Annotated in this window: 23 protein-coding genes; 12 read left to right on the top strand and 11 right to left on the bottom strand. The window is 64.1% G+C overall.

The genetic code is table 11. The features are described 5' to 3' along the window. Nucleotides 1-205 precede the first annotated feature (205 nt). The 3 genes from AC3WLE_RS11355 to AC3WLE_RS11345 all read left to right on the top strand — a co-directional run bounded on the left by AC3WLE_RS11355 (nt 206) and on the right by AC3WLE_RS11345 (nt 2,996). Complete coding sequence (locus AC3WLE_RS11355) at nt 206-1,231, top strand: ABC transporter substrate-binding protein (RefSeq protein ID WP_354681836.1); 1,026 nt, start codon at nt 206-208, stop codon at nt 1,229-1,231. Nucleotides 1,232-1,324: 93 nt separating this feature from the next. Then, on the top strand, nt 1,325-2,173 hold the full coding sequence (locus tag AC3WLE_RS11350; protein WP_026163914.1) for an ABC transporter permease: 849 nt from the start codon (nt 1,325-1,327) through the stop codon (nt 2,171-2,173). Between the two features lies 1 nt (nt 2,174). Further along, on the top strand, nt 2,175-2,996 hold the full coding sequence (locus tag AC3WLE_RS11345; RefSeq protein WP_492356348.1) for an ABC transporter permease: 822 nt from the start codon (nt 2,175-2,177) through the stop codon (nt 2,994-2,996). Nucleotides 2,997-3,105: 109 nt separating this feature from the next. Here AC3WLE_RS11345 and AC3WLE_RS11340 read toward each other — a convergent pair whose 3' ends face one another. The 8 genes from AC3WLE_RS11340 to AC3WLE_RS11305 all read right to left on the bottom strand — a co-directional run bounded on the left by AC3WLE_RS11340 (nt 3,106) and on the right by AC3WLE_RS11305 (nt 11,008). Beyond that, nucleotides 3,106-4,077, bottom strand: a complete 972-nt coding sequence (locus AC3WLE_RS11340) for an NAD(P)H-dependent flavin oxidoreductase (RefSeq protein WP_492317995.1) — start codon at nt 4,075-4,077, stop codon at nt 3,106-3,108. A gap of 75 nt (nt 4,078-4,152) precedes the next feature. Beyond that, the gene (locus AC3WLE_RS11335; protein ID WP_492317996.1) at nt 4,153-5,121 is read right to left on the bottom strand and encodes a Bug family tripartite tricarboxylate transporter substrate binding protein; all 969 of its coding nucleotides are present in this window, start codon (nt 5,119-5,121) and stop codon (nt 4,153-4,155) included. 33 nt (nt 5,122-5,154) lie between these two features. After that, a complete protein-coding gene (locus AC3WLE_RS11330; protein WP_492317997.1) occupies nt 5,155-5,925 on the bottom strand; it encodes a crotonase/enoyl-CoA hydratase family protein in 771 nt (256 codons plus the stop codon). A gap of 10 nt (nt 5,926-5,935) precedes the next feature. Continuing rightward, the gene (locus AC3WLE_RS11325; RefSeq protein ID WP_492317998.1) at nt 5,936-6,733 is read right to left on the bottom strand and encodes an SDR family NAD(P)-dependent oxidoreductase; all 798 of its coding nucleotides are present in this window, start codon (nt 6,731-6,733) and stop codon (nt 5,936-5,938) included. Beyond that, the gene (locus tag AC3WLE_RS11320) at nt 6,730-8,265 is read right to left on the bottom strand and encodes a class I adenylate-forming enzyme family protein (RefSeq protein ID WP_492356347.1); all 1,536 of its coding nucleotides are present in this window, start codon (nt 8,263-8,265) and stop codon (nt 6,730-6,732) included. The genes AC3WLE_RS11325 and AC3WLE_RS11320 overlap by 4 nt, the downstream gene beginning before the upstream one ends. Before the next feature lie 15 nt (nt 8,266-8,280). Beyond that, nucleotides 8,281-9,426, bottom strand: coding sequence for an acyl-CoA dehydrogenase family protein (locus tag AC3WLE_RS11315; RefSeq protein WP_492318000.1), 1,146 nt, complete (start codon nt 9,424-9,426; stop codon nt 8,281-8,283). A 29-nt stretch (nt 9,427-9,455) separates the two neighbouring features. Continuing rightward, nucleotides 9,456-10,601, bottom strand: a complete 1,146-nt coding sequence (locus AC3WLE_RS11310) for a thiolase family protein (RefSeq protein ID WP_492356346.1) — start codon at nt 10,599-10,601, stop codon at nt 9,456-9,458. Continuing rightward, the gene (locus AC3WLE_RS11305) at nt 10,598-11,008 is read right to left on the bottom strand and encodes a Zn-ribbon domain-containing OB-fold protein (RefSeq protein ID WP_492318002.1); all 411 of its coding nucleotides are present in this window, start codon (nt 11,006-11,008) and stop codon (nt 10,598-10,600) included. The genes AC3WLE_RS11310 and AC3WLE_RS11305 overlap by 4 nt, the downstream gene beginning before the upstream one ends. 112 nt (nt 11,009-11,120) lie before the next feature. On the opposite strand from AC3WLE_RS11305, the gene AC3WLE_RS11300 reads away from it, so the two are divergent. Further along, nucleotides 11,121-12,254 (top strand): CaiB/BaiF CoA transferase family protein, encoded by a 1,134-nt coding sequence (locus AC3WLE_RS11300; protein WP_492318003.1) that lies wholly within the window; start codon nt 11,121-11,123, stop codon nt 12,252-12,254. 21 nt (nt 12,255-12,275) lie between these two features. After that, complete coding sequence (locus tag AC3WLE_RS11295) at nt 12,276-12,917, top strand: TetR/AcrR family transcriptional regulator (RefSeq protein ID WP_492318004.1); 642 nt, start codon at nt 12,276-12,278, stop codon at nt 12,915-12,917. A 357-nt stretch (nt 12,918-13,274) separates the two neighbouring features. Here AC3WLE_RS11295 and AC3WLE_RS11290 read toward each other — a convergent pair whose 3' ends face one another. Continuing rightward, on the bottom strand, nt 13,275-14,045 hold the full coding sequence (locus AC3WLE_RS11290; protein ID WP_492318005.1) for an IclR family transcriptional regulator: 771 nt from the start codon (nt 14,043-14,045) through the stop codon (nt 13,275-13,277). Between the two features lie 97 nt (nt 14,046-14,142). Here AC3WLE_RS11290 and AC3WLE_RS11285 point away from each other — a divergent pair, with 97 nt between their 5' ends. From AC3WLE_RS11285 to AC3WLE_RS11265, 5 genes are all read left to right on the top strand, one after another. After that, nucleotides 14,143-15,123: a Bug family tripartite tricarboxylate transporter substrate binding protein gene (locus tag AC3WLE_RS11285; RefSeq protein WP_492351506.1), complete on the top strand. Its 981-nt coding sequence runs from the start codon at nt 14,143-14,145 to the stop codon at nt 15,121-15,123. Between the two features lie 42 nt (nt 15,124-15,165). Beyond that, entirely contained in the window at nt 15,166-15,849 is a 684-nt protein-coding gene (locus tag AC3WLE_RS11280) for an RraA family protein (RefSeq protein ID WP_010812580.1), read from the top strand. Next, on the top strand, nt 15,846-16,781 hold the full coding sequence (locus AC3WLE_RS11275) for a hydroxyacid dehydrogenase (RefSeq protein WP_492356345.1): 936 nt from the start codon (nt 15,846-15,848) through the stop codon (nt 16,779-16,781). The genes AC3WLE_RS11280 and AC3WLE_RS11275 overlap by 4 nt, the downstream gene beginning before the upstream one ends. 92 nt (nt 16,782-16,873) lie before the next feature. Beyond that, nucleotides 16,874-17,839: a Bug family tripartite tricarboxylate transporter substrate binding protein gene (locus AC3WLE_RS11270; protein ID WP_492356344.1), complete on the top strand. Its 966-nt coding sequence runs from the start codon at nt 16,874-16,876 to the stop codon at nt 17,837-17,839. 12 nt (nt 17,840-17,851) lie between these two features. Next, complete coding sequence (locus AC3WLE_RS11265; RefSeq protein WP_492356343.1) at nt 17,852-18,775, top strand: SMP-30/gluconolactonase/LRE family protein; 924 nt, start codon at nt 17,852-17,854, stop codon at nt 18,773-18,775. 102 nt (nt 18,776-18,877) lie between these two features. On the opposite strand, the gene AC3WLE_RS11260 is transcribed toward AC3WLE_RS11265, so the two are convergent. Continuing rightward, the gene (locus AC3WLE_RS11260; RefSeq protein WP_492356342.1) at nt 18,878-20,146 is read right to left on the bottom strand and encodes a patatin-like phospholipase family protein; all 1,269 of its coding nucleotides are present in this window, start codon (nt 20,144-20,146) and stop codon (nt 18,878-18,880) included. Nucleotides 20,147-21,169: 1,023 nt separating this feature from the next. On the opposite strand from AC3WLE_RS11260, the gene AC3WLE_RS11255 reads away from it, so the two are divergent. Beyond that, complete coding sequence (locus AC3WLE_RS11255; RefSeq protein ID WP_492318011.1) at nt 21,170-22,834, top strand: ABC-F family ATP-binding cassette domain-containing protein; 1,665 nt, start codon at nt 21,170-21,172, stop codon at nt 22,832-22,834. A 194-nt stretch (nt 22,835-23,028) separates the two neighbouring features. Here AC3WLE_RS11255 and AC3WLE_RS11250 read toward each other — a convergent pair whose 3' ends face one another. Next, nucleotides 23,029-24,297 carry an MFS transporter gene (locus tag AC3WLE_RS11250; RefSeq protein ID WP_492351501.1) on the bottom strand — a complete coding sequence of 423 codons (1,269 nt, stop codon included), beginning with the start codon at nt 24,295-24,297 and terminating at the stop codon, nt 23,029-23,031. Between the two features lie 108 nt (nt 24,298-24,405). Here AC3WLE_RS11250 and AC3WLE_RS11245 point away from each other — a divergent pair, with 108 nt between their 5' ends. Further along, on the top strand, nt 24,406-25,293 hold the full coding sequence (locus AC3WLE_RS11245) for a LysR substrate-binding domain-containing protein (RefSeq protein WP_492318013.1): 888 nt from the start codon (nt 24,406-24,408) through the stop codon (nt 25,291-25,293). The last annotated feature ends 180 nt before the right edge of the window (nt 25,294-25,473 follow it).

Below are 25,473 nucleotides of genomic sequence, written 5' to 3'. Positions count from 1 at the left end.
TCGGGAAATGTGAGGCACCCCTACGAAAAAGCCGACTTGGCCGCCTGGTACGACTTTCACATCATAGGCTCCGTAATTCGAAGTCATTGCGTCAACGTGATTGCGTCAGCAACGCATCTCTTCTTGTGATTGCATTGCCCGGTGGCACGTTCCAGCGTATTTCCAGTTCTATCAGATGTTTATCTTTTCGATTGGGGGTTAGTAAATGACGATTCGCAAGCTTTTGGCACTTTGCGCGCTCTCCGCCACGCTTGGCAGTACCGCGGCATGGGCCCAGGAAGCCTTGGTGGTGAGCACCTGGGGCGGCAGTTTCCGCGACCTCATCGATGAAAGCATCGGCAAGGAATTCACGCGGCAAACCGGGGTGCCGGTCAAGTACATCACGGGCGGCACCATCGACCGCCTGAACAAGGCGAAGCTTGCCTCCAAGCCCGAGAGCGACGTTACCTTCACGACTTCCCACGTCGGCTGGCTCTACGCCAACGGCAATCTGTTTGAAAAGCTGGATACGAGCAAGATTCCGAATTACAAGCATCTGGTCGAGCGCGCCAGGATCAGCCCGTATCACATCGGCAGCTGGGCCTATGTCTACACCATCGGTTATCGCGCCGACCTGGTGCCGCCCAGCGTCAAGTTCGAGAGCTGGAACGACCTGTGGAGCCCGGCCCTGAAAGGCAAGATCGGCGTGCCCGACTTCGATCCGAGCCATGTGGTCGCGGTTTCGGCCATGCTGTCGGGTGGCGATGCGCAAAGCTGGGAAAAGGGGCAGGACAAGCTCAAGGCGCTCAAGCCCAACTTCAAGGCGTTCTATACCAATGACGCCAATGCGCAGCAGTTGATCGCCACCGGCGAAACGCCCGTGCAGGTCATCCTGTCGATCAACGCCTATCACATGATCAGCCAGGGCGTTCCCGTCAAGTTGGTCACACCCAAGGAAGGCGCGGTGCTCGGCATCGATACCATGGCCATCACGAAGGGCTCCACCAAGGCCGATCTGGCTTACAAGTTCATGAACATCGCCTTGTCCCCGGAAGTCCAGTCGAAGATCGTGGCCTTGAAGAAGGCCAGCCCCGTCGTCGACGACGCCAAGGTTTCGCCTGAAGACGCCAAGCTGCCCGGCGTGTTCACAACGAAGGAGCAGTGGGACAAGGCCATCCTCGTGGACCACAAGCTGCGCGCCGAGAAGACTGCGGAATGGCGCAAGTGGTTCACTGAAAACGTCATGAACTGAACCCGACAGTAAGAGTATGGAGGGAGGGTCGCCGCGGCAATGCACCGCGCCGATCCTCCCTCGCCGATTGAGCATCTGGAATAAGGTTTAAGAATGCGCCCCGATTCACGAGCCTGGTTGGTCTCCCCGGCAGTACTTGTCGCGCTGTGCATCGCAGTATCGTTGATTGCGGTCCTGCAGTTCAGCTTCCGGGCGTATGTGCCCGGCTCCCTGGATGTCGGCGGATTCACGTTCGCCAACTTCAGCGACCTGACCAAGTCGATTTATCTCGACGCGTTCTCCAACACCTTGTGGCTGAGCGTGGAGACGACCGTGTTTTCGCTGCTGGTTGCGTACCCGCTGGCCTATGCCCTGGTGCGCGTCAGGAGCCGGGCGCTCAAGTCCTTCATTCTCGTGGTGTCCATCACGCCCCTGTTTCTGGGGGAAATCGTCCGGACCTACTCCTGGATTGCCGTCCTGGGCAGCAATGGCTTCATCAATGGCACGCTGCGAAAGCTCGGCCTGATCGACTGGCCACTGGAACTCATGTTCACACACCTGGGCGTGCTGGTCGCGCTGGTGCACGTAACGATTCCCGTCGTGGTCCTGATGCTAGCCACGGCAATTTCGCATATCGACCGCGACTACGAAAAAGCCGCCCAGAGCCTGGGTGCCGGCCCGGTCAGGACCTTCCTCACGGTCACGCTTCCGCTTTCGATGCCGGGTATCCTGGCTGGCATCACAACTGCGTTCGCCTGGACCTTCAGCGCCTTTGCGACGCCTCAGATGATTGGCGGAGGCCGCGTGCCGACGGTCTCGACGCTGGTGTACCAGCTTGGCTTTGCTTCCATGAACTTCCCGCTGGCGGCCAGCCTGAGTGTGATGGGCTTGCTGCTCACGGCCGCAGCGCTCTTTTCCCTGGGGCTGTTCACCAAGCGGCTGAAAGCCGTTGGAGGCCACTAAAATGAGAATCAAAAGCGCTCTGCCTTTGCCGCTGCGTGTCGCGGGCCCGCTGCTCGTCGCCATCCTGCTTGCATTCGTGCTGCTGCCGGTGGTGGTGGTGACCATCGCCGCCTTCAACGAAAAGGCGATCATCACTTTCCCGCCTGAATCCTATTCGCTGACATGGTTTGCACGCGTCTTCAGTTATCCGGATTTTCGGGATGGATTCCGTGCCAGCCTCGTCATCACCGGATGGTCCTCGTTCATTGCGCTGGTGATCGGGACCTGCCTGTCGATTGCCGTCAAACGGCTGGAATTCCCCGGCAAGCAGACGCTGCTGGCCATCCTGCATTCTCCGCTCGTGGTGCCGCACTTCACGCTGGGGCTGGGCCTGCTCATCCTGGTGTCACAGGCCTCCATACACCGCTCATATGACGTCGTCATCCTGTGTCACGTGATGCTGGTGCTGCCGTTCGTGCTGAAGAGCGTCTATGTTTCGATGGAAAACCTGGACGCAAAGCTGGAACAGGCGGCAGCAAGCCTCGGTGCGTCGCCGCTGAAGGTGCTTTTCACGATTACGATTCCGCTGCTCGCGCCGGGGCTGTTTGGCGGCTGGTTGTTTGCAGCGATCATGTCGTTCAGTGAATTCACCGCATCGCTTTTCGTCACAACGCAAGACACGCAGACACTGCCCGTTTCCATGTACAACTATGTCCGGGAGTTTGCCGATCCGACGCTGGCCGCGCTGTCAGTCGTCTATATAGCCGTGACGGCTAGCGTGCTTGCCTTTGCGAACTATTTTCTGGGCTTGGGGAAAATCCTCAATATCGAGCAAGGGCATTGACCGGCATGCGCTGCTGAAAACCGTGCTGGCGGTATGGACCGCTAGCACGGCAGCTCGGGGGAGCTGCAAGCTGGAATGCCGTTCGTATACTGCCAAGCTGAAGCCCTCGTCAATGCTGCATCAGCCGCGCCGTCTCCGCTCGCGCGCGTGCGTACTCCCCAGCCAGCACATCAACCAGTTCATCCACGGGAAGCACCCCATCCACCCCCGAAACGCTGTGCCCGGCGCTCCAGATGTCGACCCAGCGCTTGGGGCCGTGCGCCTCCCGGCCATGCTCGCTGAAGAGTTCGCGGGCACGCTCGGGAGACACCTTGCCCTGCAGGGTCTGCGGGTCCAGCCCCGCCGCCACGATGGAGGGTCGCAGCATGTTGGTATCCAGTCCCGTGAAGGCCTGGGTCAGCAACACGTCGTCGAGCCGGCTGTCCACCAGCATGGCCTTGTAGTGGTCGGCGCCCAGGCTTTCCGGCGTGGCGATGAAGCGCGTGCCCATCATGCCCAGATCGCAGCCCAGCGTGCGGGCCGCCCACAGCGCGGCACCGTCGGACATGCCGCCCGACAGCACGATGGGGCCGTCGAACATCCGGCGTACGGCACGTACGAAGGCAAAGGGGTTGGCCCAGCCGGTCTGCCCGCCGGCCCCGGCCGTGAGCAGGATCAGACCATCGGCACCCGCCGCCAGCGCCTTCTCGGCATGGCGGATCGATGCCACGTCGGCGAACACCAGGCAGCCGATATCGTGCAGCGGCTGGATAACGGCTTCGGGCGAGCCTACGCTGGCGATGACCATTTCCACCCGGTGGCGGACAAGGACCCGCAGGTCCTCATCCAGCGTGGCCTGGCGCCGCATGATGATGTTGGGGCAGACCGGCGCGACCGGGCCGGGCGCCTCGGCGCACCGGGCCTTGATCTGGGCAAGCCAGGCGTCCAACTGCTCGGCACCGCGGGCGTTGACCGTGGGAAACGCACCGATGACGCCGCTGCGGCATGCGGCGGCCACCAGGTCCGGGCCGGACACACGCAGCATTGGCGCGGCAATCAGCGGCAGGCGCAGGCGCGATGCCAGCGATGAAGGCAAGCTCATGCAATCCTCTCCATCAGATGCTTGGGCATCCGCACATCATGCGGTGGCCCAAGCCATGTCAATCTGTTAGTCCCATTAGTTTGTATAGCCGGTCTTTTCGATCAGACGGGCAAAGCGCTTGCGCTCCTCCTGCGCATAGAGCCTGGTCTTCTCGGGGTCCAGATCTACTGTCTCGGAGCCGGCGCTGGATTGCTCCACGTAGGCCAGATACTCCTTGGACTTGAGCGCGGCCGAGAATCCCTTGTACAGGCGCTGCACCATCTCGGGTGGCGTACCGGCCTTGACCCCGTAGCCGATCCAGACGTAAGCCGTCGAATCGGCATAGCCGAGCTCGCTGAAGGTTGGCACATCCTGGAAGGCTGGCGGTCTGCGCTCGTGCGTCAAGGCCAGCAGGTGGATCTTGCCGGCGCGGAAGAATTCGCGCGCGGCGCCGGCGTCGATGATCATTGCGTCGACATTGCCGCCGACCACGTCGTTGAGCGCGGGCGCCGGGGCCTTGTATTGCACGTTGTTGAGCTGGATGCCGAGGTCGCGCTGGATCATCAGCGCCAGCAGCTTGTAGTAATGCCCGCTGTAGGTGGCCAGCGATGCCTTGCCCGGGTTGGCTTTGGCGTAGGCGACGAACTCGGCCAGCGACTTGTGCCTGCCCGCCTTCACGACCAGGGCGGCACCGCCGCGCACCGAGGTGATGACGGGCTGCAGTTGGGTTTCGGGATTGAAGCGCAGGCTCTTGTTGACCAGCGGAACAATCACCATGTTGCTGGGCGAGAGCATCAGTACGCGCGTTCCGTCGGCCGGTCCGTTCAGCACGTATTGCGTGGCGATCATGGTGTCGGCGCCTGGCTTGTTCTCGACGATCACCGTGCGCTGCAGTTCGCGGGACAGCACATCGGCAAGGATACGCGTGCTGGTGTCGGCGCCTGTGCCGCCGCCCAACGGCATGATGATGCTGATCGGGGTCTTGTCCTGCGCAAGCAGTGGCGAATGCGCTGCCCATGCCGTGGCCGCCGCTGCGGAGCCCAGCAGAAAGCTTCGTCTTTGCATAGTTGTCTCCTCCTTATTCCCGGCTTTCTGGCGCTACTCGCCGGACCAGACCGGCGCGCGCTTGGCCGCGAAGGCGTTGAGCCCTTCCACCCGGTCCTTTGAGTTGAGCGCGACCTGCGCAATCGGCATCTGGTTTTCCCAGGCTTCCAGTTCCTGCCATTCGAAGGCCTTGGACATGATGCGCTTGGACGCGGCCAGCGCCGTCGGGCCGTTCACCAGCAGCGAGCGGGCCAGTGCCATGGCGTTTTCCAGGGTCGCGCCCGGCTCGACCACCCGGTTCAGGATGCCATAGGGCCGCAGGAAATCGGCGTCGTAGATCTTGCCGGTCAGGGCCATCTCGAACGCGATGTTGTAGGGAATCTTCTTGGGCAGGCGGAACAGCCCGCCGCCGACCGCGACCAGGTTGTGCCGGACCTCGGGCAGGCCGAACTTGGCGTTGGCGGCGGCCACCACCATGTCGCAGGTCAGGCACAGCTCGAAGCCGCCACCCACCGCATAGCCCTCGACGGCGGCGATCAGCGGCTTGCGCAGCGGATGCACGAAGCAGCCGAAGCCCCCGCGGCGCAGTCTGGTGCGCTTGACACCGCTGGCCGCTTCCTTCAGGTCGGCGCCGGTAGAGAAATTGCCGCCGGCACCATGGATGACGGCAACGAAGCAGTTCTTGTCCTCGTCAATATCGTCCATGATGTCCTGCAGCGCGATCGCCATCGCGTTGTTGCAGCAATTCTTGACTTCGGGCCGGTTCAGGGTGATGACAGCCACCCCGTCCTTCTTCTCCAGCATTGCAGCTTGCTCGGTGGTCATGGTGCGCTCCTCACAGGTTGAACGAGAACCCGCCGTTGACCGGATAGGTCTGGCCCGTGATCCACGAGCTCGATCCCGATGCCAGGAACAACACCATGTTGGCCACGTCCTCAGGCTGCCCCACGCGGCGGATCACGTAGTTCGAAAGCATCTTCTTTTTCCTGTCGGGATCGGCCTCCAGGCGCGCCGCGATCGCCGGCGTTGCCGTGGCGGAGATGGCGACGCAATTGGCCGTGATGTTGTAGCGCCCCAGCGCTCTGGCCGCGCCGCGCATGAAGCCGGCGGCCCCGGCCTTGGCGCCGGAATAGATTTCCAGGTTGGGTTCGCCCACACGGCCGGCGTCGGAGATGATGGTGATGATCCGGCCGGCGTTCTTTTCGATCATGCCGGGCACCACCGCCGCCGTGCAGTTGATGACACCGTAGAAATTGACGCGGATGAAGCTGTCCCAGGCTGCCTCGCCGACTTCCCAAAAATGCTTGCGCGCTTCGGGATCGGGGTTGACGCCCGAATTGCCGGCGTTATTGACCAGGATGTCGATGCTGCCGCCGGCCTCGTCCGTGGCCTGCGCGAACACAGCCTTGACCTGCGCCTGGTCGGTCACGTCGCATACGGCGGCCACGGCCTTCGCGCCCAGTGCCCTGATTTCCTCTACCACTGCCTGGGCCCGCTCGGCATAGAAGTCGTTGACGATGACGGCCCCGGCGCCGCTCCTGGCGAAGTGCAGGGCCACCTCGCGGCCCACACCCTGGCCGGCACCGGTGACGGCCGCGATCTTTCCGTTGAGGTCGGTCAGGTTCAAAGTCATACGTTGCGCTCCTGGTTGTTCCAATGAGGTTGGCGAAGCTCGCGCTTCAGGATCTTGCCGACGGCATTGCGCGGCAGTTCGGCGACATGCACGAAATAACGCGGCCGCTTGTACGATGCCAGCTGCGCTTGCCCCAGCGCGGCCAGTTCATCGCCGGCAATGGGCCGGCCGTTCCTGGATTCGTAGTAGGCCACCACCTTCTCGCCGAATTCTTCGTCAGGCAGGCCGACCACCGCGATGTCGAGCAAGCCGGGGTGCTGGTAGAACGCCGCCTCGATTTCCGCGGGATAGATGTTGACCCCGCCCGAGATGATCATGTCCTTGGCGCGGTCGGTGATGTAGAGATAGCCGTCCGCATCGAGTTTGCCCATGTCGCCCGTGCGGAAGAAACCGCGCGCATCGAGCGTGTCTTCATCCAGCGGCGGCGCGTTGAGATAGTTCCTGATCACGGCCGGGGTATTGACCCAGATCTCGCCGACGGTGCCGCAAGCGCAGGGCTTGCCGTCCTCGTCGCGGATCTCCACTTCCACGCCGTCATAGGGCAGGCCGCTGGAGCCGGGTTTTCGGAAGTGGTCTTCTGCCTTCATGCCGGCGACCATGCCGGTCTCGGTGGAGCCGTAGCCCTCATGCAGCACCGGCCCGAACTGCTCGTGGACCCACTGCTTGATCGCCATGGGTACCGGCGCGGCGCCAATGCCCATGCTCTTGAGGCGCGGCACCTGGCGGCCCGAGGTCTCCTGGTAGCTCTTGAGCCGCTTGTACATGGTAGGCACGCCGGTCCAGTGCGTGACGCCGTGCTTCTCGGCGAGGTCGAACCAATGCGCGGCATCGAAGCGGTTCTGCAGGACCAGCATGGAGCCGTGCGCCATCGCCGCGCGCACCTGCGAAGGGCCTGAGCCGTGATGCAGCGGCATGGACACCAGCACCACGTCGGCCGCCTGGTATCGCTTGTACGCCCCGCCCTGGGCTTCGAGGTAGCGGTTCAGGCGCTCATTGCCCGGCTCGGGCCGCAGATGGCGCGCCACACCCTTGGGCCTGCCCGTGGTACCCGAGGTGTAGATGATCTGCTCGCACAGTTCGTCCATGGCGAGCGGCACTCCGCCGGGCTGGGTCAGCACGTTCCATTGGCTTGCCGCGCCGGTCGTGGACACCGGAATCATGGCATCCGGCGGCAGCACGGAGATCTTGTCCATGAACGCCTGCGGCTGCTCGTCATCCAGGATCAGCATGCTGGCGCCGGCATTCTCCAGCACATAGGCGACCTCGTCGGCGACCAGGCGCCAGTTGATGCCCAGCAGCCGGGCCTTGAGCTTGGACAGCGCCAGCATCAAGGCCACCCATTGCGACGTGGTCTGCATGCGCAGCGCCACGATGTCGCCGGCGCCGACGCCGCGCCGGGCGAGCTGGTTGGCGATGTTGTCGGCCAGCGTGTTGAGCTCGCGCCAGGTCAGGGTCTGGTCTGCGGCGACCACGGCGGGCCTGTCGGGCTGGACCTGCGCCCAGTGTTCAGGCAAGTTTGGTGCGGTTGTCATCGGGGTGTCCATCCTTCAGCGAAACAGGTGGCGGGCCAGCACGTGGTACTTGTGCACCTCGGTCGGGCCTTCATAGATGCGGGCAGGACGCTGCGAGCGATACCAGTGCGCAATGGGGTTATCCAGCGACACCCCGGCCGCGCCGAAGATCTGGACACCACGGTCGAGCACGCGGCCGACCACCTCGGTAGCCTGCATCTTGATCAGGCTGGCCTCGACGCGCGTATCGTGGCCGGCATCGGCCTTCCTGGCGGCGGCGTACATCATCAGGCGGCACTGGTTGATGTCGATCCACGAATCCACGACCATGGCCTGCACCGCCTGCTTCTGCGACAGGGCCGAGCCGAAGGTCACGCGCTGCTTGGCGTAGTCGGTCATCATTTCCAGCGTACGCATGGCGATGCCCAGGGCGCGAGCGCCCACGCCGAAGCGGGCCTGCGACAAGATGATCTGGGCGTTGCGAAAGCCTTCGCCGCTGGCGCCGATCATTGCGTCCTCGGGCACTTCGCAGTTGTCGAAGATCAGCTCGTTGGTGATCATGCCGTCCAGCGTCTGGATGTCGCGCGACACGTTCAGGCCAGGGTTGGACTTGTCCACCGCGAACATGGAGATGCCGCCGTGCTGGCGCTTTTCCTGATCGGTCACGGCCACGACGAAGATCACCTCGGCGGGGCCGACGCTGGAGATGAAGACCTTGGTGCCGTTGATCACCCACTTGTCGCCCCGTTTAACGGCTTTGGTCTGGATCGCATTGCCGGGATCGGCCCCGCCCGAAGGCTCGGTCTGTGCGAACGCGTACCGCAGCCGGTCGTCCAGGCAGGGATCGAGGTAGCGCTCCTTCTGCAAGCCCGTGGCGTTGAAAAGGAAGGGCGGCACCTGCCCGCCGAAACGCAGGGGCACCAGGCATTGGTAGTTCTCCTCGATGACCGCCAGTTGCTGCGTTACCGTCAGTCTGGCGCCGCCCAGCGTCTCGGGCAGCGTCAGGCCCCACAGGCCCACTTCCTTGGCGGCCCTGGTACCGGGCAGCAGATCCTGCGGGGTAATTTCGCCGCCCTGCAGCTTCCTGGCCTCCAGTGGCATCTGGTGCTTGTGCACCAGCTTGCGTGTAAGGTCCACAATGGCACGCGTGTCCTCGTCGAATTCGACCATGTAGTCGATCATGTGCATGTCTCCTGTTTGAAATTCGCGGTTCAGATGCCCAGCACGTGCGCGTAGCAGACGGCGCCCACGCCTACCATGTGCGCCAGCCCCGTGCGCGCCCGGGGCTGCTGCCGCTGCCCGGCCTCGCCGCGGAGTTGCAGCGTGATTTCGGCGATCTGACCCACGCCAGTCGGACCGATCGGATGCCCCATGGCAATGAGCCCGCCCGATGGGCTCACTGCGACCCTCCCGCCGATGTGGAACTCGCCCGCCTTCAAGGCCGGTATGGCCTGGCCCGGCTTGCACAGGCCCATGGCCTCGAGGTAAAGCACTTCCTCGATCGCGAAGGCGTCGTGCAGCTCGACCACATCAACTGCCGTGGGCGCTACGCCGGCCTCCTTCAGCGCCTGCTGGCAGGTGGCCTGCGTGAGCAGTTCGTCGAACGCTGTAGCGTCCTTGTAAACAGCCTGGCTCCGGGCGGCCGACGACAGCACCCGCACCGCGCGGCCGGGATCGATGCCGTGCGCCTGGATTGCATCTTCGGACATCAGCACCACGGCCGCCGCGCCCTCGCCGACCGGCGTGCATTGCAGCACCGTGAGCTCGCCAGACACCTTGCGCCCTCCCAGTACCTCCTCGAGCGTGCGCGGCTTCTGGCGCTGGGCGTTCGGGTTGAGCGCGCCGTTGTTGTGGTTCTTCACCGCGGCCAGCGCGATGTCGCGCATGTCGGCCCCGGAGCGATGCACGTACTTGTCTGCCAGCAGCGCAAAGTGTGTGAACGGCGCGATGTACTCGCTGGCCAGTTGCTCGATGCCAGCCTGCGTCTCGCCGCGTACCACCGGCGCGCGCTTGTCCACGCCCAGCACCAGCGCGGTATCGGCAAGGCCGCTGGCCACTTCGATGCAGGCATTGCGGAACGCCGTCGAACCGGACGCCGAGGCGTTTTCGACATGGGCGATAGGCAGCCCCGTCGCCCCAAGGTGGCGCAGGATGGGCCGCCCGCAGGCCATGCCCAGCAGCGCCCGGGCAACATAGGCGGTGTCCACGCCGGCGATGGACACGCCCGCGTCGGCCAGCGCCTGGCGCGCGGCGGTCAGGCCCAGCGTCACGTACGACGTATCCGACGGCTCCTGGTAGCGATGCCAGCCTATGCCTACGACGTAGACCGGCCGCAGGTCCTTCAGTGTTCGCTTCATGCCGTCACCCCGAATCGGAATTCCAGAACCGCGGGGTCTTGCCCGCGCTGACGCAGCACGCCATGGACGCGCCGGCCGTGCCAGTCGCCCGCCTCGTGCCCCACGTCCAGCAGGGCGCGCACCACCGGGCCGGCGTCGAGCCGGACCTCGGCCACCGTGAATGGCACTGCAGGCTCCGGCTGGGCATGGATGTGGACCTGGCTGCTGCCGAGCACCCCCCCTTGCGCGGCCAGTTCGATATCGGCCAGTTCGGCGCTGCCGCAGCACTCACAGCCATAGTGCTGCGGTGGGAACGCCACTTCATTGCACGCTGTGCAGCGGACTCCTTTGAGAAAAGGAGTCTGATGGGCGTCCCAACCACAGAGGCTGGGCTTTTCTATCCGGGAAGTTGTCTCGTCTGTCTTCATGTTTTTTCCTCAACTTACTTACCATATGGTCGGTAAGTTTGTATGATTTAGCAAATAGGGTTTTCCGCAGGTCCTGCATTTCCACCCATCCACCTCAACAAGGAGCAGCAGCTTGGGCCCACTCGCAGGCGTCAAAGTGATCGAAATCAGCGGCATCGGACCCGGTCCGTTCTGCGGCATGCTGCTGGCGGACCTGGGGGCGACCGTCATTGCCGTCGAGCCGCCGGAGCGCCTGGCCGCGCCGGAACGGCCTCATGCCATCACCAGCCGCGGCAAGCAATCGGTGGTGCTGAACCTCAAGGACCCTGCCGCCGTGGAGGCCGTGCTGCGCCTGTGCGAGGGCGCCGACCTGCTGATCGAAGGCATGCGCCCGGGTGTGATGGAGCGCCTGGGCCTGGGGCCGGAGGTGTGCCTGCAGCGGCGGCCTGCTCTGGTGTACGGCCGCATGACAGGCTGGGGCCAGCAAGGGCCGTGGGCGCCGCGCGCCGGCCATGACAGCAACTACACCGCCCTCAGCGGCGCCCTGTGGTTTGCCGGGCCGGCCGGTGAACCGCCGATGGCGCCGTCCACCGTACTCGGCGATGTGGCCGGCGGCGCGCTGTATCTGGCGGTAGGGCTGCTGGCCGCGCTGCAGCATGCGCGCAGCACGGGGCAAGGGCAGGTCGTCGATGCCGCCATCGTCGATGGCGCGGCCCACATGCTGAACCTGATGCTGGGCGCCATCCAGCGGCGCGGCGGCGGCTTCGAACGCGGCACGCAGGCTTTTGACAGTTCGCACTGGGCGGCGCAAAGCTACCAGTGCCAGGATGGCGGCTGGATCAACTTTGCGCCGCTCGAACCCAAGTTCTATGCCGAGTTGCTCGCGCGCCTGGGGCTGGACGGCGACGCGCGCTTTGTCCGCGGCCAGAACGACCCCGGCCTGTGGCCCGAACTCAGGCAAGCCATGGCCGCACTCATGCGCTCGCGTACACGCGCCGAATGGGAGGCTTGCCTGGGTGGCAGTGACGCCTGCTGGGCGCCCGTGCTGGCGCCGCACGAGGCCGCCTGCCACCCCCACATGGCAGCGCGGCAGAGCTATGTCACGCGTGGCGGCGTGCTGCAGGCCGCCCCCGCGCCGCGGTTCTCGGCCACGCCGCCGGAGATGCGGGACATCGCGCCCGTCGGCACCCACACGCGCGAAATCCTGAGCACTCTGGCTCTCACGCCCGATAATCTGGAGAATCTGCTCCGTTCACAAAACGCCTGAATTTGCTTAACTATGACTGCCATGACACCCCATACCGCCCGACGAACCCGTCGCACCCAGGAGGAGCGGCGCGCCACGTCGGAGCTGGCCTTGATCAATGCCGCCATGACGGTCATGCGCGCCAAGGGTGTAGGCGGTATGACGATTGCCGAGGTGGCCGAGACCGCGGGCGTCAGCAAAGGTCTCGTCGTTCACCTGTACGGCAACAAGCAGGCCCTGCAACTGGCCGTGCTGACCGAGTTGCGCACCGATTTCGCCAAGCGTTTCCAGCAGGCGGAAGGGCACACGGTCGGCCTCGAGCGCCTGCGCAGCTTCATACGCGCGCACTTCGGCAGCCTCAGCAAGCCGGACTCCAACACCCAGGTGTTCTCGGCGCTGTTGTCGGAAGCCATCTTTCAGGATCAGGAGTTCGCCGCAGACGTCGCGAGCATGAACGATGCCACGATCGCCTTCGTGCGCGAGTGCCTGGAGGCAGAACAGTCCCGGGGCACCCGCTTCATCGAGTCCGACCTGGACAGCCTGGCCACTTTCATCGTCGCCAGCATGCGTGGCATCGCACAGGTCTTTTCCATCAACGCTACCGCGAAGACCAAGACTCTGGATACGCAAAAGCTGATGCACCTGTGCGAGGCGATGGTTGATCGCATGGTGGTTTCCGCTTGATGTTCACCTGGCGGTTTCAGCGGCCCATCAGTGCAAATCCAACCGTGCGCTCTCAGGGATAATCATATTCCCTCAATGGGCGTAGCCGATCAGACGCTCCTTCGCCCGGAAAATCCGATAGGGTTCGCGGGGTTACGATGCCTGCCATGGCGCGTAATCGTGCCTTATCGCCGCGCCCCATAGGCGGAGTGGAAGTATCGAGGGTGCATTTCGCAGAATGACCGCTTGCCGGCCAATTCCGGTCCATGGTGATGACACGCGCAACGACAGTGTAGGGTCGAAAAGCGACCACCGGCTCGCGACTGACAGAGGTCATCTACGATTGCCATCGGCTCTCTTTGCCCCACATCTGCAGTATCAAGGGTGCCAGGTCGACGGCCTTTCAATTGGCATCGCAGGCCGTTGGCTTCCCGCCATGGCATACGAAAGTTTGTTTGCGGCATCGACGACTGTCTGCGCCAGCTCCAGCAAACGCTCTTCGCCTAGCCGGGCGGTCGGTCCCGAAATGCACATGGAGCCTAGCAGCCGCCAGTGCAATCCGAAAACCGGTGCCGACACGCTGGAGACTTCGGCCTCGCGCTCGCCGAGCGACAGATGAAATCCACGGCGGCGGATCATTTCATAAAGCTCGCCCGGCTCTCCCGAGAACGCCAGAATTACGCGGCCTGGCGAGCCGCTGTCCAGCGGCAGGGCCGCCCCGATCCTGACGTGATGCCGGATGGCCTGCGGTCCTTCGACCCGGACCAGGCAGGTTCGCTGTTGTCCCTCCCGGACGTAGAACGAAGCGCTTTCGCCGGTCTTGATCGTCAGCTCCCGCAGGACTGGCTCCACCACTTCCTGAACGTTGAAGGTTGCCTGATAGCACGCGCCCAGCCACCCTGCTGCGCGGCCGAGCCGCCAGCTGCCGTCTTCCTTCTGCACCAGGTAGTTGTCCGCCGCCAGCGTGCGCGCCAGCCGCAGCACGGTGGTCTTGTGGATGCCGGTTCGCCGGCTCAGTTCGGCAAGTGAGAGCTGGGGGTCGTTCACCCCGAACGCCTCGAGCACGCGCAGGGCGCGGGTGACCGCTATGACGCCCCCGGCGCCATCGTCGCCTTTTGAGGCGCCCTTTGGATCACTATTCGCATTCATAGAATGAAACGAGGTGCACGGTATGAAACGGCATTGTATGCCGTGAAACGGTCGACCACAATCCGAATCACAACGAAACCGAGATTCGGAGACAGTAATGAAGGCAATTTCCCGTCACTGCATATTCATGCTTGCCGCAGGTCTGGTTCTGGCGTCCGCCACTACCCAGGCCGCGCCGCAATACCCCACCAAGCCCATCCGCGTCATCGTGCCTTTTCCCGCCGGCGGGGGCACGGACATCATCGCGCGAGAAGTCACCAATACGGTGGCCAAGTCGACCGGCTGGGTCTTTGTGGTGGAGAACAAGCCAGGGTCCGGTGGCAACCTCGGGGTTGACGCGGCAGCCAAGGCGCCGGCCGATGGCTACACCATCGTCATGGGGCAGACCAGCAACCTTGCAATCAATCCCTCGCTGTATGAACGGCTGCCGTATGACCCATTGAAGGATCTGGCGCCTATCAGTCTGGTCGCCTCCGCGCCGCTCGTCCTGGTGACGCATGTCAACTCGCCCTACAAGACGATGAAGGACGCGCTTCAGGCTGCCAAGGCAAAGCCCGGAGCGATCAATTTCGCGTCGCCGGGCAACGGCACGGTGGCGCACCTTGGCGGCGAGCTGCTTCAGGGTACCGCGAAGGTGAAGTTCACCCATGTGCCGTACAAGGGCGCAGCGCAGGCGGTCAACGACCTGATGGGCGGCCAGGTCGATCTCTACATGGCATCCGTGCCAACGTTGCTCGGGCATATCAAGAACAACAGGCTGCGGCCGCTCGCGGTGACGTCGCCGAAGCGTTTGCCAGACCTGCCCCAGGTGCCGACAGTCGCCGAGCTGGGCTATCCCGGCTTTGATACCGCGACCTGGTTCGGCTTCGTCGCGCCTGCCGCGACACCGAAGGAGATCGTGGTGCGCCTCAATACCGAGTTCAACAAGGCGCTCAAATCCCCGGAGCTCGCCAAGAAGCTGAATGAACAAGGCGCATCGGTGCTGGCCGGCACGCCTGAGGCGTTCAGCGCGCTGATCAAGCAGGACATCGGACGCTGGGCATCGGTCATCAAGACCTCCGGCACGAAGCTGGATTGACGCCCTTATCTACCTATCCATTTCATATTGCCGGAGTCCATCATGACCTTGCCCAACATCATCAAATCGTTTGAGCGCGTGCCCGCCGAGATCGTGGCGCGGGCTGCCAGGTTCCAACCGGCGATCCTCTCCGATGTCGGCGGACGCCGCGGCGCTTTGCATGGCCGGATCAGGGCCTTGCGCCCGACCATGAAAGTCGCCGGGCCCGCCTTCACTGTCGAGGTTCGCCCCGGTGACAATCTGATGATCCACGCAGCACTGGCGCTGGCGCAGCCGGGCGATGTTCTGGTCGTCGACGGCAAAGGGGACCAGACCTCTGCGCTGATGGGAACGATCATGATGCATGCCGCTCGCCAGCGCGGCCTTGCCGGTGTCGTCATCGACGGCGCGGTCCGCGACAGCCTCGAGCTCGACGAAATGCAGTTCCCGGTCTTTTCGGTGGGCACGAACCCTAACGGCCCCACCAAGGAGGTTGGCGGGCGCATTGGACATCCCATTTCTGTTGGTGGCGTCACGGTGAACCCTGGCGACTACATCTGCGGCGATGCCGATGGCCTGGTCGTGGTGGAGCGCGAGAAGATCGAAGCCTTGCTCGATGCGGCGGCAAAGAAGGAAGAGGCGGAAGCCAAGCGCATCGCCCAGATCAGGGAAGGCAATACCACCGCGCCCTGGCTGCTGGCATCGCTGGTGACGGCGGGCGTCCTGAAGCAGGGAGAAGCACTGTGACGAACAAGCAAGTCATTATCGTCACGGGTGCCGACCTCGCGCCGGAAGCCCTCGCGCTGCTGGGCGACTATGAAATCGTATTCGCGGGGAAAACGCCCCAGACCGCCGATATTGCAGCCCTGGCAAAGGAGCACAACCCGGTCGGCATTATCGTGCGCTACGGCAGCTTGACCGCTGAAGTCATGGACGCAGCACCCGCCTTGAAAGTGATTTCGAAACACGGCACCGGAACTGACACCATCGATAAAGCCGCTGCGCAGGCGCGCGGCATCAAGGTGGCCGCCGCGGCCGGGGCCAATGCCGCCGCCGTGGCTGAACATGCGTGGGCGCTGATCCTTGCGTGTGCCAAAGCGGTTCCACATCTCAACGATCGCATGCGCCAGGGTCATTGGGACAAGGCGACTTACAAGGCCGTCGAACTGAACGGTTGCACGCTCGGTATCGTGGGGCTCGGAGAGATCGGCCGCCGCGCCGCCGTGGTTGGTTTGGCGATGGGCATGGATGTCACCGCTTTCGATCCTTATGCGGCGACAGTCCCGGAAGGCGTAACACTTGTCGACCTGCCTCGGTTGTTCAGGGAATCGGACGTGGTGTCGCTGCACTGCCCGTTGACGGAAGAGAACCGTGGCATGTTGAACCGCGAAACGCTGGAGACGTTCAAGGACGGCGCGATCCTGGTCAATACGGCGCGAGGCGGACTCATCGACGAGCCTGCATTGGCCGAAGCGCTGCAGAGCGGCAAACTGTATGCGGCTGGACTGGACAGCTTTGCCGTGGAACCGATGCCCGTGCCGCATCCGTTCCGCGACATTCCCAACCTGATCCTGTCGCCGCACATCGGCGGCGTCAGCAACGCGGCGTACGTGAACATGGGCGTTGGGGCGGCAAAGAACGTCCTGGCGGTGCTGCAAGGCGTGGCTACGCCGGCCTGACCGACGCACGGCTGCATCATCAACTAGAACAGAAGTGTCGCGGGAGGAGCCGACGGACAGTCAGGTCTCCCCCGCAGCACAAGGAGACAAAGGTGTTTTATCGAACCATTGGCTGCCTGGTGGCAGCAACGACGCTGCTTGTCAGCCTGTCCGCTGTGGCGGCGTACCCGGACAAACCGGTCCGCATCATCGTGCCGAATCCTCCCGGCGGCGCCGTCGACGTCGTGACGCGCAAGGTTGCGCAGAAGCTCTCCGTGCAGACGGGGCAGAGCTTCGTCGTGGAGAACAAGCCGGGCGCGTCCGGCACGATCGGCACGTCCCAGGTCGTGAACGCACCCGCCGATGGCTACACGCTTCTGGCGAACGACAACTCCTACACTACCCTCCCCTATGTCTTCAAGAAGCTGAACTGGGACCATCAGACCGCTCTGGTCCCTATCGCGCCGTTCGCATTTTCGCCGGTGGTGCTTGGCGTCAAGGTCGATTCGCGCTTCAAGGACCTGGCTTCGCTCGTCAGCTATGCCAAGGCGCATCCCGGAGAGGTGACGTTTGGCACCGGCGGCCCCGGTAGTTCGCCGCATTTTTCTGCCGAGGCGTTCCAACAGGCCGCAGGTATCAAGCTGATGCATGTGCCGTACAAGGGGGCTGGTGAGGCCATGGTCGGGCTGCTGTCCGGTAGCGTGGATCTGCTGGTCGTGTCGACCCCGACCGCGCTGGCGCCGGTCAAGGGTAATCAGATGCGCCTGCTGGGCATCAGTGGCAAGACCAGGGTGGATGTGTTCCCGAGCGTCCCTACATTCGCTGAGGCTGGTGTACCCAACTTCAGCCTGTTCAACTGGTCAGGCCTTGCCGCGCCGAAGGGCACGCCGAACGACGTCATTACGCGCCTGCAAACGGAAATCCAGAAGGCGCTCCAGGCGCCCGACATGAAGACGTTCCTTGCGCAGATGGGGTCGCAGCCGGGCAACCTGGACAGCCCCGCGTTCGCGCAGCTGATCCAGCGCGAAACCGCGCAATGGGCAACGGTTGCGCAAAAGGCGCATATTGAGAAGCAATAACCAGGAGCGGCGATGTTCCTACTTCAGCAACCGGCCGTACGCGATGCACGGGTGCTCACCCGGCTTCCGGAGTCGTTCCGTCGGCACGACCCCGACAACGCGTGGGCGCATGCCAATCGCGGCGGGGCGACGATCGACTCATTCCTGGAGGGGCCGGTCTGGGCCAATGGCCATCTCTGGGTGACGGACATCCCCTACGGCCGCATTTTCCGTGTTTCGATGCAGGGCGACTGGGAGCTGGTTGCCGAGTACGACGGTGAACCGAATGGCATGAAGCGCCTGGCCAGCGGTGATTTCCTGATCACTGATTATCGCAACGGCCTGGTGCGTCTGGATGCAAAGTCGGGAACCGTAACCCCGTTTCTCGAGCGCAGGAATTCGGAACGCTTCCGGGGCGTCAACGACCTGACCTTCGATTCGCAGGGCAATCTCTACTTCACCGACCAGGGCCAGACCGGGTTGCACGATCCGACGGGCCGCGTCTATCGGCTGACGCCCGACGGCAAGCTGGACGTCCTGCTGGACAACGCACCGAGCCCGAACGGTGTCGTCCTCGCGCCTGACGAGAAGGTGCTGTTCGTCGCGATGACCCGCGGCAACAGCGTATGGCGCGTGCCGTTGCAGGCCGACGGTTCGGTCAGCAAGGTCGGGCAGTTCTTTACCTCTTACGGCCCGAGCGGTCCCGACGGTCTGGCAATGAGATCGGATGGCCATCTGCTGGTGGCGAATCCCGGACTTGGTTATGTCTGGGTGCTCAATCATCGCGCCGAGCCTGTGGAGGTGATTCGTAGCCCGGATGGCACATCGCTGACCAATCTGTGCTTTGGCGGCACCGAGGGCACCACGCTATTCATGACCGAGTCGACCACCGGGACGATCCTGTGCGCCGACATGTCGGTGGGCGGTGCGCCGGTGCACGGAGGACGGCTGGCGTGAACGGAGTATCGGGCATTCTCGCCATGCCGGACACATGCCTGCGCCAGAGCGCCGCGGCCGAGCAGCAAGAACGCGGCCTCACCCACGCCGCGTGCCGCGGTACTATCGCGTCTCGGTCGATTCGCGCTCGAACTCGCGGATCACCGGGTTGCCAAGGATGGCATCCCTTCCCGCTTCGATCAGGCGATCGACGTCCTTCTCGGGCAGTCGAAGCCTGGTCGGCAGATCGTTCAGGCTTGCAGCTCGCTCCTTGTCGAGGGCCTCAAACGAGATCCGCGTGACGAAGAATTCGACTTCATTGCACCGCCAGCCTGGGCGGCGTGCAGCGATCTCCCGCTGCCGGAAATGCGGCAGCCCACACCGGTACGCCACGAGATCGTCGCGCCACCGCTGCATCATGGGAACGAAGGCGTCATAGGTCATGCGGACGCTGGTCGCCATGCCCGCGTCGATGGCCGCACTTGCGACTTCGATTCCGGACGGGCCATCCGGGCTTTGGTTCCAATCGCCGCGCGGGCCCTGACCGGCGTCAACAACGATGAAGAGTAGCCGCCGCACATTGATCGCGTCGTTCTCGCTCATGGGACCGTAAGCCGTGCCCAGCAGCAGGCGCGATTGCAAAATGGTGGCCAGGCCGTAGTTGTCGGTCACCCCGCCGTCTACCAGCTTGATGTACTTTCCCTTCGAAGTGTCCCGGTGACCGCGAACGGCGGTTGCCAAAGCGCCAAGCAGCAGCGATTGCCCGGGCCTCTGGGCGTGGTCAAGGTTCGGCAGCGGTGTACTGCAAGCCTCGGGATATTTTTGAAGGACGATCGGTGCGAAGAAGAGCGGGACCGCCATGGATGCGGCGACGGCCTCGGAAACGGGAAAGCTCGCGAGATCACTGCATAGCGCATCGAATGCCAGCTGGCTGAACGGGAACGCGACCCGGTAGTAGACGTTCGTGGCATTGATCCAGACGAGCGGCTTGCCGCGGCGGAACATGTCGGCGAACGTCGCGCCCTTGAACACGTCTTCATCGAGCCATGTCTGGAGATCTTCCCGATTGTTGAGGCCTCCCGCGAAGAGGCGCGCAAGGTTGACCGGATTCAGGAGACTGAAGCGAAGCCCCGCCTCTCCGTCCTTCAAGAGCACGGATCGAAAGGTCGCCAGGCTGGCCTTGCCGTGCAGACCGTAGTACGCCGCGGTGATGGAGCCTCCGGACACGCTGCTGATAAATGAGACGTCGTCGAGCAGGGACGCGTCCCCGGGACCTCTCATGGCGTCGAGCCCCTGCAGCGCGCCGAAGGCGAAAGCTGCGGCTCGCGTGCCACCGCCAGAGAACGACATGGCGACGGTTGTCGGGCCGGCGACGTCGGTGGGTTCGCGCATGGCCGCCGATGCGCTGCCAGCCGCGGCCTGAGGCAGATTGCGCGGAGCATTGTGAGAAAGCGACCCACAGGCACTGAGTCCCGCAAGCAGAAGCAGCATCAGAGCGTGGCAGGCCCTGCCGCGGGCGTGCCGCTCTCTCCCTGCCCCCCCAACTCGCCAAGGCAGGCTGCTCTTGCGGCGAAGAGTCTGGTCATGTCGAAACTTCCACATTGGACTAGGTCAGAAAGGTGCTCGGCGTGGTGGCGGCCCGCGGGAAGGGAAGGTCGAGTTTCGTTGGCGCCAGGATCCGGTGTGTCCGGCTCCCTCGGGATCTTACGGCATCGCCATGGGGCCGCGCGACCCGCAGATGGCGCCTGAATAGCGTCGGGAGAAAGTCGGAGGGCGGACGAAGATCAAGGTACTGAATGCTAACTCGACCGGGCTTGATTGGTTCGCCTGGTGCCGCGCCGCCAGCGGTCATTTTCAATCTCCTCCAAGTTGTCGGAGCCGCCACGCGCGCCGGCTTCAGGCATCAAACGCCCACCGGAGCCAGGGTCTTACATGCCCTGAATAATCAAATTTTTTGAATAATGTTTACAACTCTGGCTGGCTTATCTCCGCACTTTCATACGATATAGTTCGCCACATAGACGGCACGTCAATGCAACACAGCGAACAAAGCGCCGCCCAACGAGAACTCAAAATCATTGAATAAATTTCATCGGAGAGAGCAGTATGCCGAACGCCAAGCTGGAAGTCCCCCATCCCTCGGAGCACACAAGATGATTCCAGGTCGAAGCGTGGCCAACGGCGCCCTCCTGCTGGGATGCTGGCTGGCCATCAGCACGTCCAGCGTAGCGGCGGCAGCGATCGTCGCCAACGCGCTGATCGCATGATCGCCTCCTCCGCGGGGGAAACCTTCCGCCGCGGCCATGCCCCCGCTACAGGATGGATCTCAGCCATGAGCGCAAACGTCAACGCATCAGACTACAGCGCTGCACATCCGGTCGGCTATCATGCGAATCCTCTCTGAAGTAGCTCCCTATGATTTCCGTCCGTAATGTCACGCTGCGTCGCGGCGTCAATGTCGTACTCGACCGCGCGTCCGTCACCTTCAACCCCGGCGAAAAGATTGGTCTTGTCGGCCGCAATGGCGCCGGCAAGTCATCCTTCTTCGGCCTTCTCAACGGGACGCTACACGAAGACAGCGGTGAGTTCTCGATACCCGCTGCATGGAAGATGGGCCAGGTCGCGCAGGAGATGCCGGAGACCGGGCAGAGCGCGACCGACTTCGTAGTCGAGGGTGATACCGTGCTGTTGGCCGCGCAGGCCGAAGTAGCCGCCGCCGAGGTCAGCGACGACGGCATGCGCATGGCGCACGCCTACATGGCCCTGCACGACGCCGGTGCACACGATGCCCCCGCACGTGCCCAGGCGCTGATCCTCGGCCTTGGCTTCAGTGCTGCGCAGCTTGGTCAGCCGGTCAACAGTTTCTCCGGCGGCTGGCGCATGCGACTGCAACTGGCGCGCGCGCTCATGTGCCCATCCGACCTGCTGCTGCTCGACGAGCCGACCAATCACCTCGACCTCGACGCACTGGTCTGGCTGGAAGCCTGGCTCAAGCGCTATCAGGGAACCCTGGTAGTGATCAGCCACGACCGCGAATTCCTCGACGCGGTGACGCAGGTGACGGTGCACGTCGACAACGCCAAGCTCGTGCGTTATGGCGGCAACTACAGCAAATTCGAAGACATGCGCGCTGAGCAACTCGTATTGCAGCAGGCCGCGCTGGCCAGGCAGGCGGACAAGATCGCCCACCTGCAGAAGTTCATCGACCGTTTCAAGGCCAAGGCCTCGAAGGCGAAGCAGGCGCAGAGCCGGGTCAAGGCGCTCGAACGCATGGAGAAGATCGCACCGGTACTTGCCGACGCAGAGTTCAACTTCGAGTTCAAGGAGCCGCTCAACGTCCCGAACCCGCTGTTGTCGATGCTGGACGCGAGCTTCGGCTACCCGGCGCCGACCGGCGCACTGCCGGGCACGCCGCCCACGATCATCGTGCGGGGCATCAACCGTTCCGTGCTGGCCGGGCAGCGCATCGGCATTCTCGGTGCCAACGGCCAAGGAAAGTCCACGCTGGTGAAGACAGTGGCGCACGCGCTGGCACCGATTGCCGGCGAAATCAGCGAAGGCAAAGGCCTGAATATCGGCTACTTCGCACAGCAGGAACTCGACGTGCTGCGCCCGCTCGACACGCCGATGGAACACATGATCCGCCTTGCCAAGGACACGCCGGCGCACATGCGCGCTCCCGGCCAGAGTGGCACCGAACAATCCCTTCGCACCTTCCTCGGCACCTTCAACTTCAGTGGCGACATGGTCCATCAGGCGGTTAGCACGATGAGCGGCGGCGAGAAGGCGCGGCTCGTGTTGTGCATGATCGTGTGGCAGCGTCCCAACCTGCTGCTGCTCGACGAGCCTACCAACCACCTCGACCTGGCCACCCGCGAAGCGCTAGGCATGGCGCTCAACGAATTCGAAGGCACAGTGATGCTGGTCAGTCACGACCGGGCCCTGCTGCGCGCCGTATGCGATGAGTTCTGGCTGGTCACCAAGGGCGGCGTCGAGCCCTTCGACGGCGATCTGGACGATTACCAGCAGTTCCTGCGCGACGAAGCCCGTCGCCTGCGCGAGCAGCCTGCCGCAGTGTAGAAGGTCATCGCCTGAAATGGTGGGACCCAGGCGTGAGCTTTACAGGATTCAGCGCGAAAGTCGCCATTGAGCGCCTCGTGACCTGATACGGCGAGTTCCGGAATCCCGTCGCAGTGGTTCTCCTTTTCAGAACCCTGCGCATGCCTATTAATGGGAAGCTGCTCGCCGGTCGAAGCAGTGACCGGAAACGTCGGTCAGTTGCCGGGACCATCGCCAGCCCGGGGAAAAAGCGGCCACGCCGTCGCCGCGCAGGCCCCGGCCAGGAGCCAAACGCCGGCCCAGCCGCCGCGATCGAGCAGTGGCGGGATCGCCGCAGGGGCAGCGAAGTACGCGGCGAAGACCAGCGTATTGGCCAGTCCGAGGGCCGTACCCGCCCGCTCCGCGCCCGCCTGCGTCGCCAGTTCGGTGTAGGCAACCCCATGCCAGGCCGAAACCGCGATGCCAGCCAGCACGACCGCGGCCATGGTCAGCGTCGCCGGAACACCCTGCCCGACCGCCGCGCAGAGGGCCAGCGGCACGAACATCAGCGCGGCGATCAGCGTGCATTGGCGCAGCCATGCACGGCGGTTGCCACGCCGATCGGTACGGCGGCCGCTCCAGATCCGCATCGCCATCGCGCCGAGCTGCACAGCGCAAAGGGTGGCGGCGATGCCCGACACACCCACATGGGCCGCATCGTGCAGGAACACCGAGGCGAAGCTCAAGACCGCGAACTGGGGCGCGCACAGGATACCGATGGCCACCGCAATGCGCCAGACCCGCAGGCTGCGCAACGGGCTGGCATTGTCGTGCGCATGGCGCCGTGCCGACGCGGGGGCATCGAGATGCGCGGGTTCGTGCAGCCATCGCCAGGTCAGCCAGGCAGAGGCAAGGCAGAACGCGGCCAGGACTGCGTACACCCAGCGAAAGCCCATGGCAAAGGCCAGCCACGGCAACACGAGCGCCCCTAGCCCGCCGCCGAGGGGCACCGCGGTCTGGCGGATACTCATCGCCAGGCCGCGCTCGCCGTCGGCGAACCATCGCATCACCGCCCGCCCGCTGGCCCCGTTGACGCTGCCGCCCGCCAGTCCCAGCAGCGCCATGCAGGCCATCGCCACCGGCAACGGCGGCACGCGATCCGGCCTTGGGGCCAGGAACAGTGCCATCACCGCCAGTATGAGAGCGGTGGCGCCGAGCCCGTACAGCAGGACGCGACGGTCGCCCCACCGGTCGGCCGCTGCGCCCCACGGCAGTTCGGACAACGCGGCGCCGATGCCCAACGCACCAAGCAGCAGGCCAAGCCCCCCGTTGTCGATCTGATAGGCGCTACGCAGCCACACCGCGGTGGCGGGCAACCCGTTGGCGGCAGCGATGAAGCTGGCGTTCGCGGCAACGCCGACGCCCAACACTTTCCAGCGATGCGAAGCAGCGGAAGCCGCGAGGGAATTGCCACCAGGGCGGGCAAAACAGACGGACTCGGCCACGACGGCCCTCCGATAAGGCTGTTGACAGGGCGTCAGTATTGCAACCAATATTCGTCTTGAAAATCAGAAAGTTTGGGACCAATTGTTTCGTTTTTCCGCACGATTGCCATGACGTCGAATCTTGATATTGCCGCGCTGCGCAGCTTGATCGCCGGCATCGACCTGGGCAGCTTCGCGCGCGCTGCGGAGCAGGTCGGGCGCTCCACTTCGGCCGTCAGTGCGCAGATTCACAAGCTCGAGGACATGGCAGGCACGCCGCTGTTTCGCAAGGCCGGCCGGACCCTGGAACTTACCGAGACGGGGAGTCTGCTGCTTGGCTACGCGCGCAGAATCGTTGCCCTGAACGACGAAGCTGCCGCGGCCGTGAAAGGGGTGGACCTGTCCGGCGGCGTGCGATTGGGACTGCAGGAAGAGTTCGGCGAGGCAATGCTGCCGGAGGTGTTGGGGCGGTTTGCGCGAGCGCATCCGAAGGTCCGGGTCGAAGCCATGGTGGCGCGCAATCACGATTTGTTCGCCCGCATCCAGGCGCGGACGCTGGATCTCGCGCTGGTCTGGGGCGGCGCGGATGGCGCTCGGACGGCAAGAGAGCCCGGCGCCGATATCGCCGTGGTCGGCGAACCGCCGATGTGCTGGGTCGGACCGGCTGCGCTGCCGTGGCACATCGAGCCCGGCCAGCCGATACCGCTGGCGGCGTTCGACCGGCCCTGCCATTTCCACGATGCCGCCACGGCGGCATTGGACCGCGCCGGAATCCCCTGGCGCGTCTCGTTCACCAGCCCCAACCTTGGTGGCCTGTGGGCCGCCGCGGCAGCCGGACTTGGGTTGGTGGTCCGCACGCCCTACGGCTTGCCGGCATCGCTGCGGCAACTTGGGGCTGCCGAAGGATTGCCGCCGCTCGGCAAGATGCCCCTGATGCTCCTGCGCGCGCCGGGACCCGCGTCCGAGGTATCGCAGCGCCTGGCTGACATCATGCTTGAGGCGTTGCGTCCGGTGTGATGGCGGCGGTGGGATGGCTGGTCACGTCCTACCGGATCGGCGGTGAACCATCGAATTCCGGCCGTTCACGTAACAGGATGCGGAAGACCGGTATGGGGTCGCAAGCAAGCGGGCCCCGCCAGCGGCGCGGCGCTTGATGTTTGGCGTTGCAGCAAGGCCTGTCCGACATATAGTGAAATT

This window comes from Cupriavidus sp. FW306-1B-F12B (genome assembly GCF_058781795.1).
The sequence above is the reverse complement of the archived record's forward strand: the minus strand, read 5'-3'. Positions and strand labels throughout refer to the sequence as shown.

What these genes read in the sequence shown, in the direction of transcription:
- AC3WLE_RS11355 (WP_354681836.1), top strand. Translation starts at nt 206, where the DNA reads ATGACGATTCGCAAGCTTTTGGCACTTTGCGCGCTCTCCGCCACGCTT.
- AC3WLE_RS11350 (WP_026163914.1), top strand. Translation starts at nt 1,325, where the DNA reads ATGCGCCCCGATTCACGAGCCTGGTTGGTCTCCCCGGCAGTACTTGTC.
- AC3WLE_RS11345 (WP_492356348.1), top strand. Translation starts at nt 2,175, where the DNA reads ATGAGAATCAAAAGCGCTCTGCCTTTGCCGCTGCGTGTCGCGGGCCCG.
- AC3WLE_RS11340 (WP_492317995.1), bottom strand. Translation starts at nt 4,077, where the DNA reads ATGAGCTTGCCTTCATCGCTGGCATCGCGCCTGCGCCTGCCGCTGATT.
- AC3WLE_RS11335 (WP_492317996.1), bottom strand. Translation starts at nt 5,121, where the DNA reads ATGCAAAGACGAAGCTTTCTGCTGGGCTCCGCAGCGGCGGCCACGGCA.
- AC3WLE_RS11330 (WP_492317997.1), bottom strand. Translation starts at nt 5,925, where the DNA reads ATGACCACCGAGCAAGCTGCAATGCTGGAGAAGAAGGACGGGGTGGCT.
- AC3WLE_RS11325 (WP_492317998.1), bottom strand. Translation starts at nt 6,733, where the DNA reads ATGACTTTGAACCTGACCGACCTCAACGGAAAGATCGCGGCCGTCACC.
- AC3WLE_RS11320 (WP_492356347.1), bottom strand. Translation starts at nt 8,265, where the DNA reads ATGACAACCGCACCAAACTTGCCTGAACACTGGGCGCAGGTCCAGCCC.
- AC3WLE_RS11315 (WP_492318000.1), bottom strand. Translation starts at nt 9,426, where the DNA reads ATGATCGACTACATGGTCGAATTCGACGAGGACACGCGTGCCATTGTG.
- AC3WLE_RS11310 (WP_492356346.1), bottom strand. Translation starts at nt 10,601, where the DNA reads ATGAAGCGAACACTGAAGGACCTGCGGCCGGTCTACGTCGTAGGCATA.
- AC3WLE_RS11305 (WP_492318002.1), bottom strand. Translation starts at nt 11,008, where the DNA reads ATGAAGACAGACGAGACAACTTCCCGGATAGAAAAGCCCAGCCTCTGT.
- AC3WLE_RS11295 (WP_492318004.1), top strand. Translation starts at nt 12,276, where the DNA reads ATGACACCCCATACCGCCCGACGAACCCGTCGCACCCAGGAGGAGCGG.
- AC3WLE_RS11290 (WP_492318005.1), bottom strand. Translation starts at nt 14,045, where the DNA reads ATGAATGCGAATAGTGATCCAAAGGGCGCCTCAAAAGGCGACGATGGC.
- AC3WLE_RS11285 (WP_492351506.1), top strand. Translation starts at nt 14,143, where the DNA reads ATGAAGGCAATTTCCCGTCACTGCATATTCATGCTTGCCGCAGGTCTG.
- AC3WLE_RS11280 (WP_010812580.1), top strand. Translation starts at nt 15,166, where the DNA reads ATGACCTTGCCCAACATCATCAAATCGTTTGAGCGCGTGCCCGCCGAG.
- AC3WLE_RS11265 (WP_492356343.1), top strand. Translation starts at nt 17,852, where the DNA reads ATGTTCCTACTTCAGCAACCGGCCGTACGCGATGCACGGGTGCTCACC.
- AC3WLE_RS11260 (WP_492356342.1), bottom strand. Translation starts at nt 20,146, where the DNA reads ATGCGCGAACCCACCGACGTCGCCGGCCCGACAACCGTCGCCATGTCG.
- AC3WLE_RS11255 (WP_492318011.1), top strand. Translation starts at nt 21,170, where the DNA reads ATGATTTCCGTCCGTAATGTCACGCTGCGTCGCGGCGTCAATGTCGTA.
- AC3WLE_RS11245 (WP_492318013.1), top strand. Translation starts at nt 24,406, where the DNA reads ATGACGTCGAATCTTGATATTGCCGCGCTGCGCAGCTTGATCGCCGGC.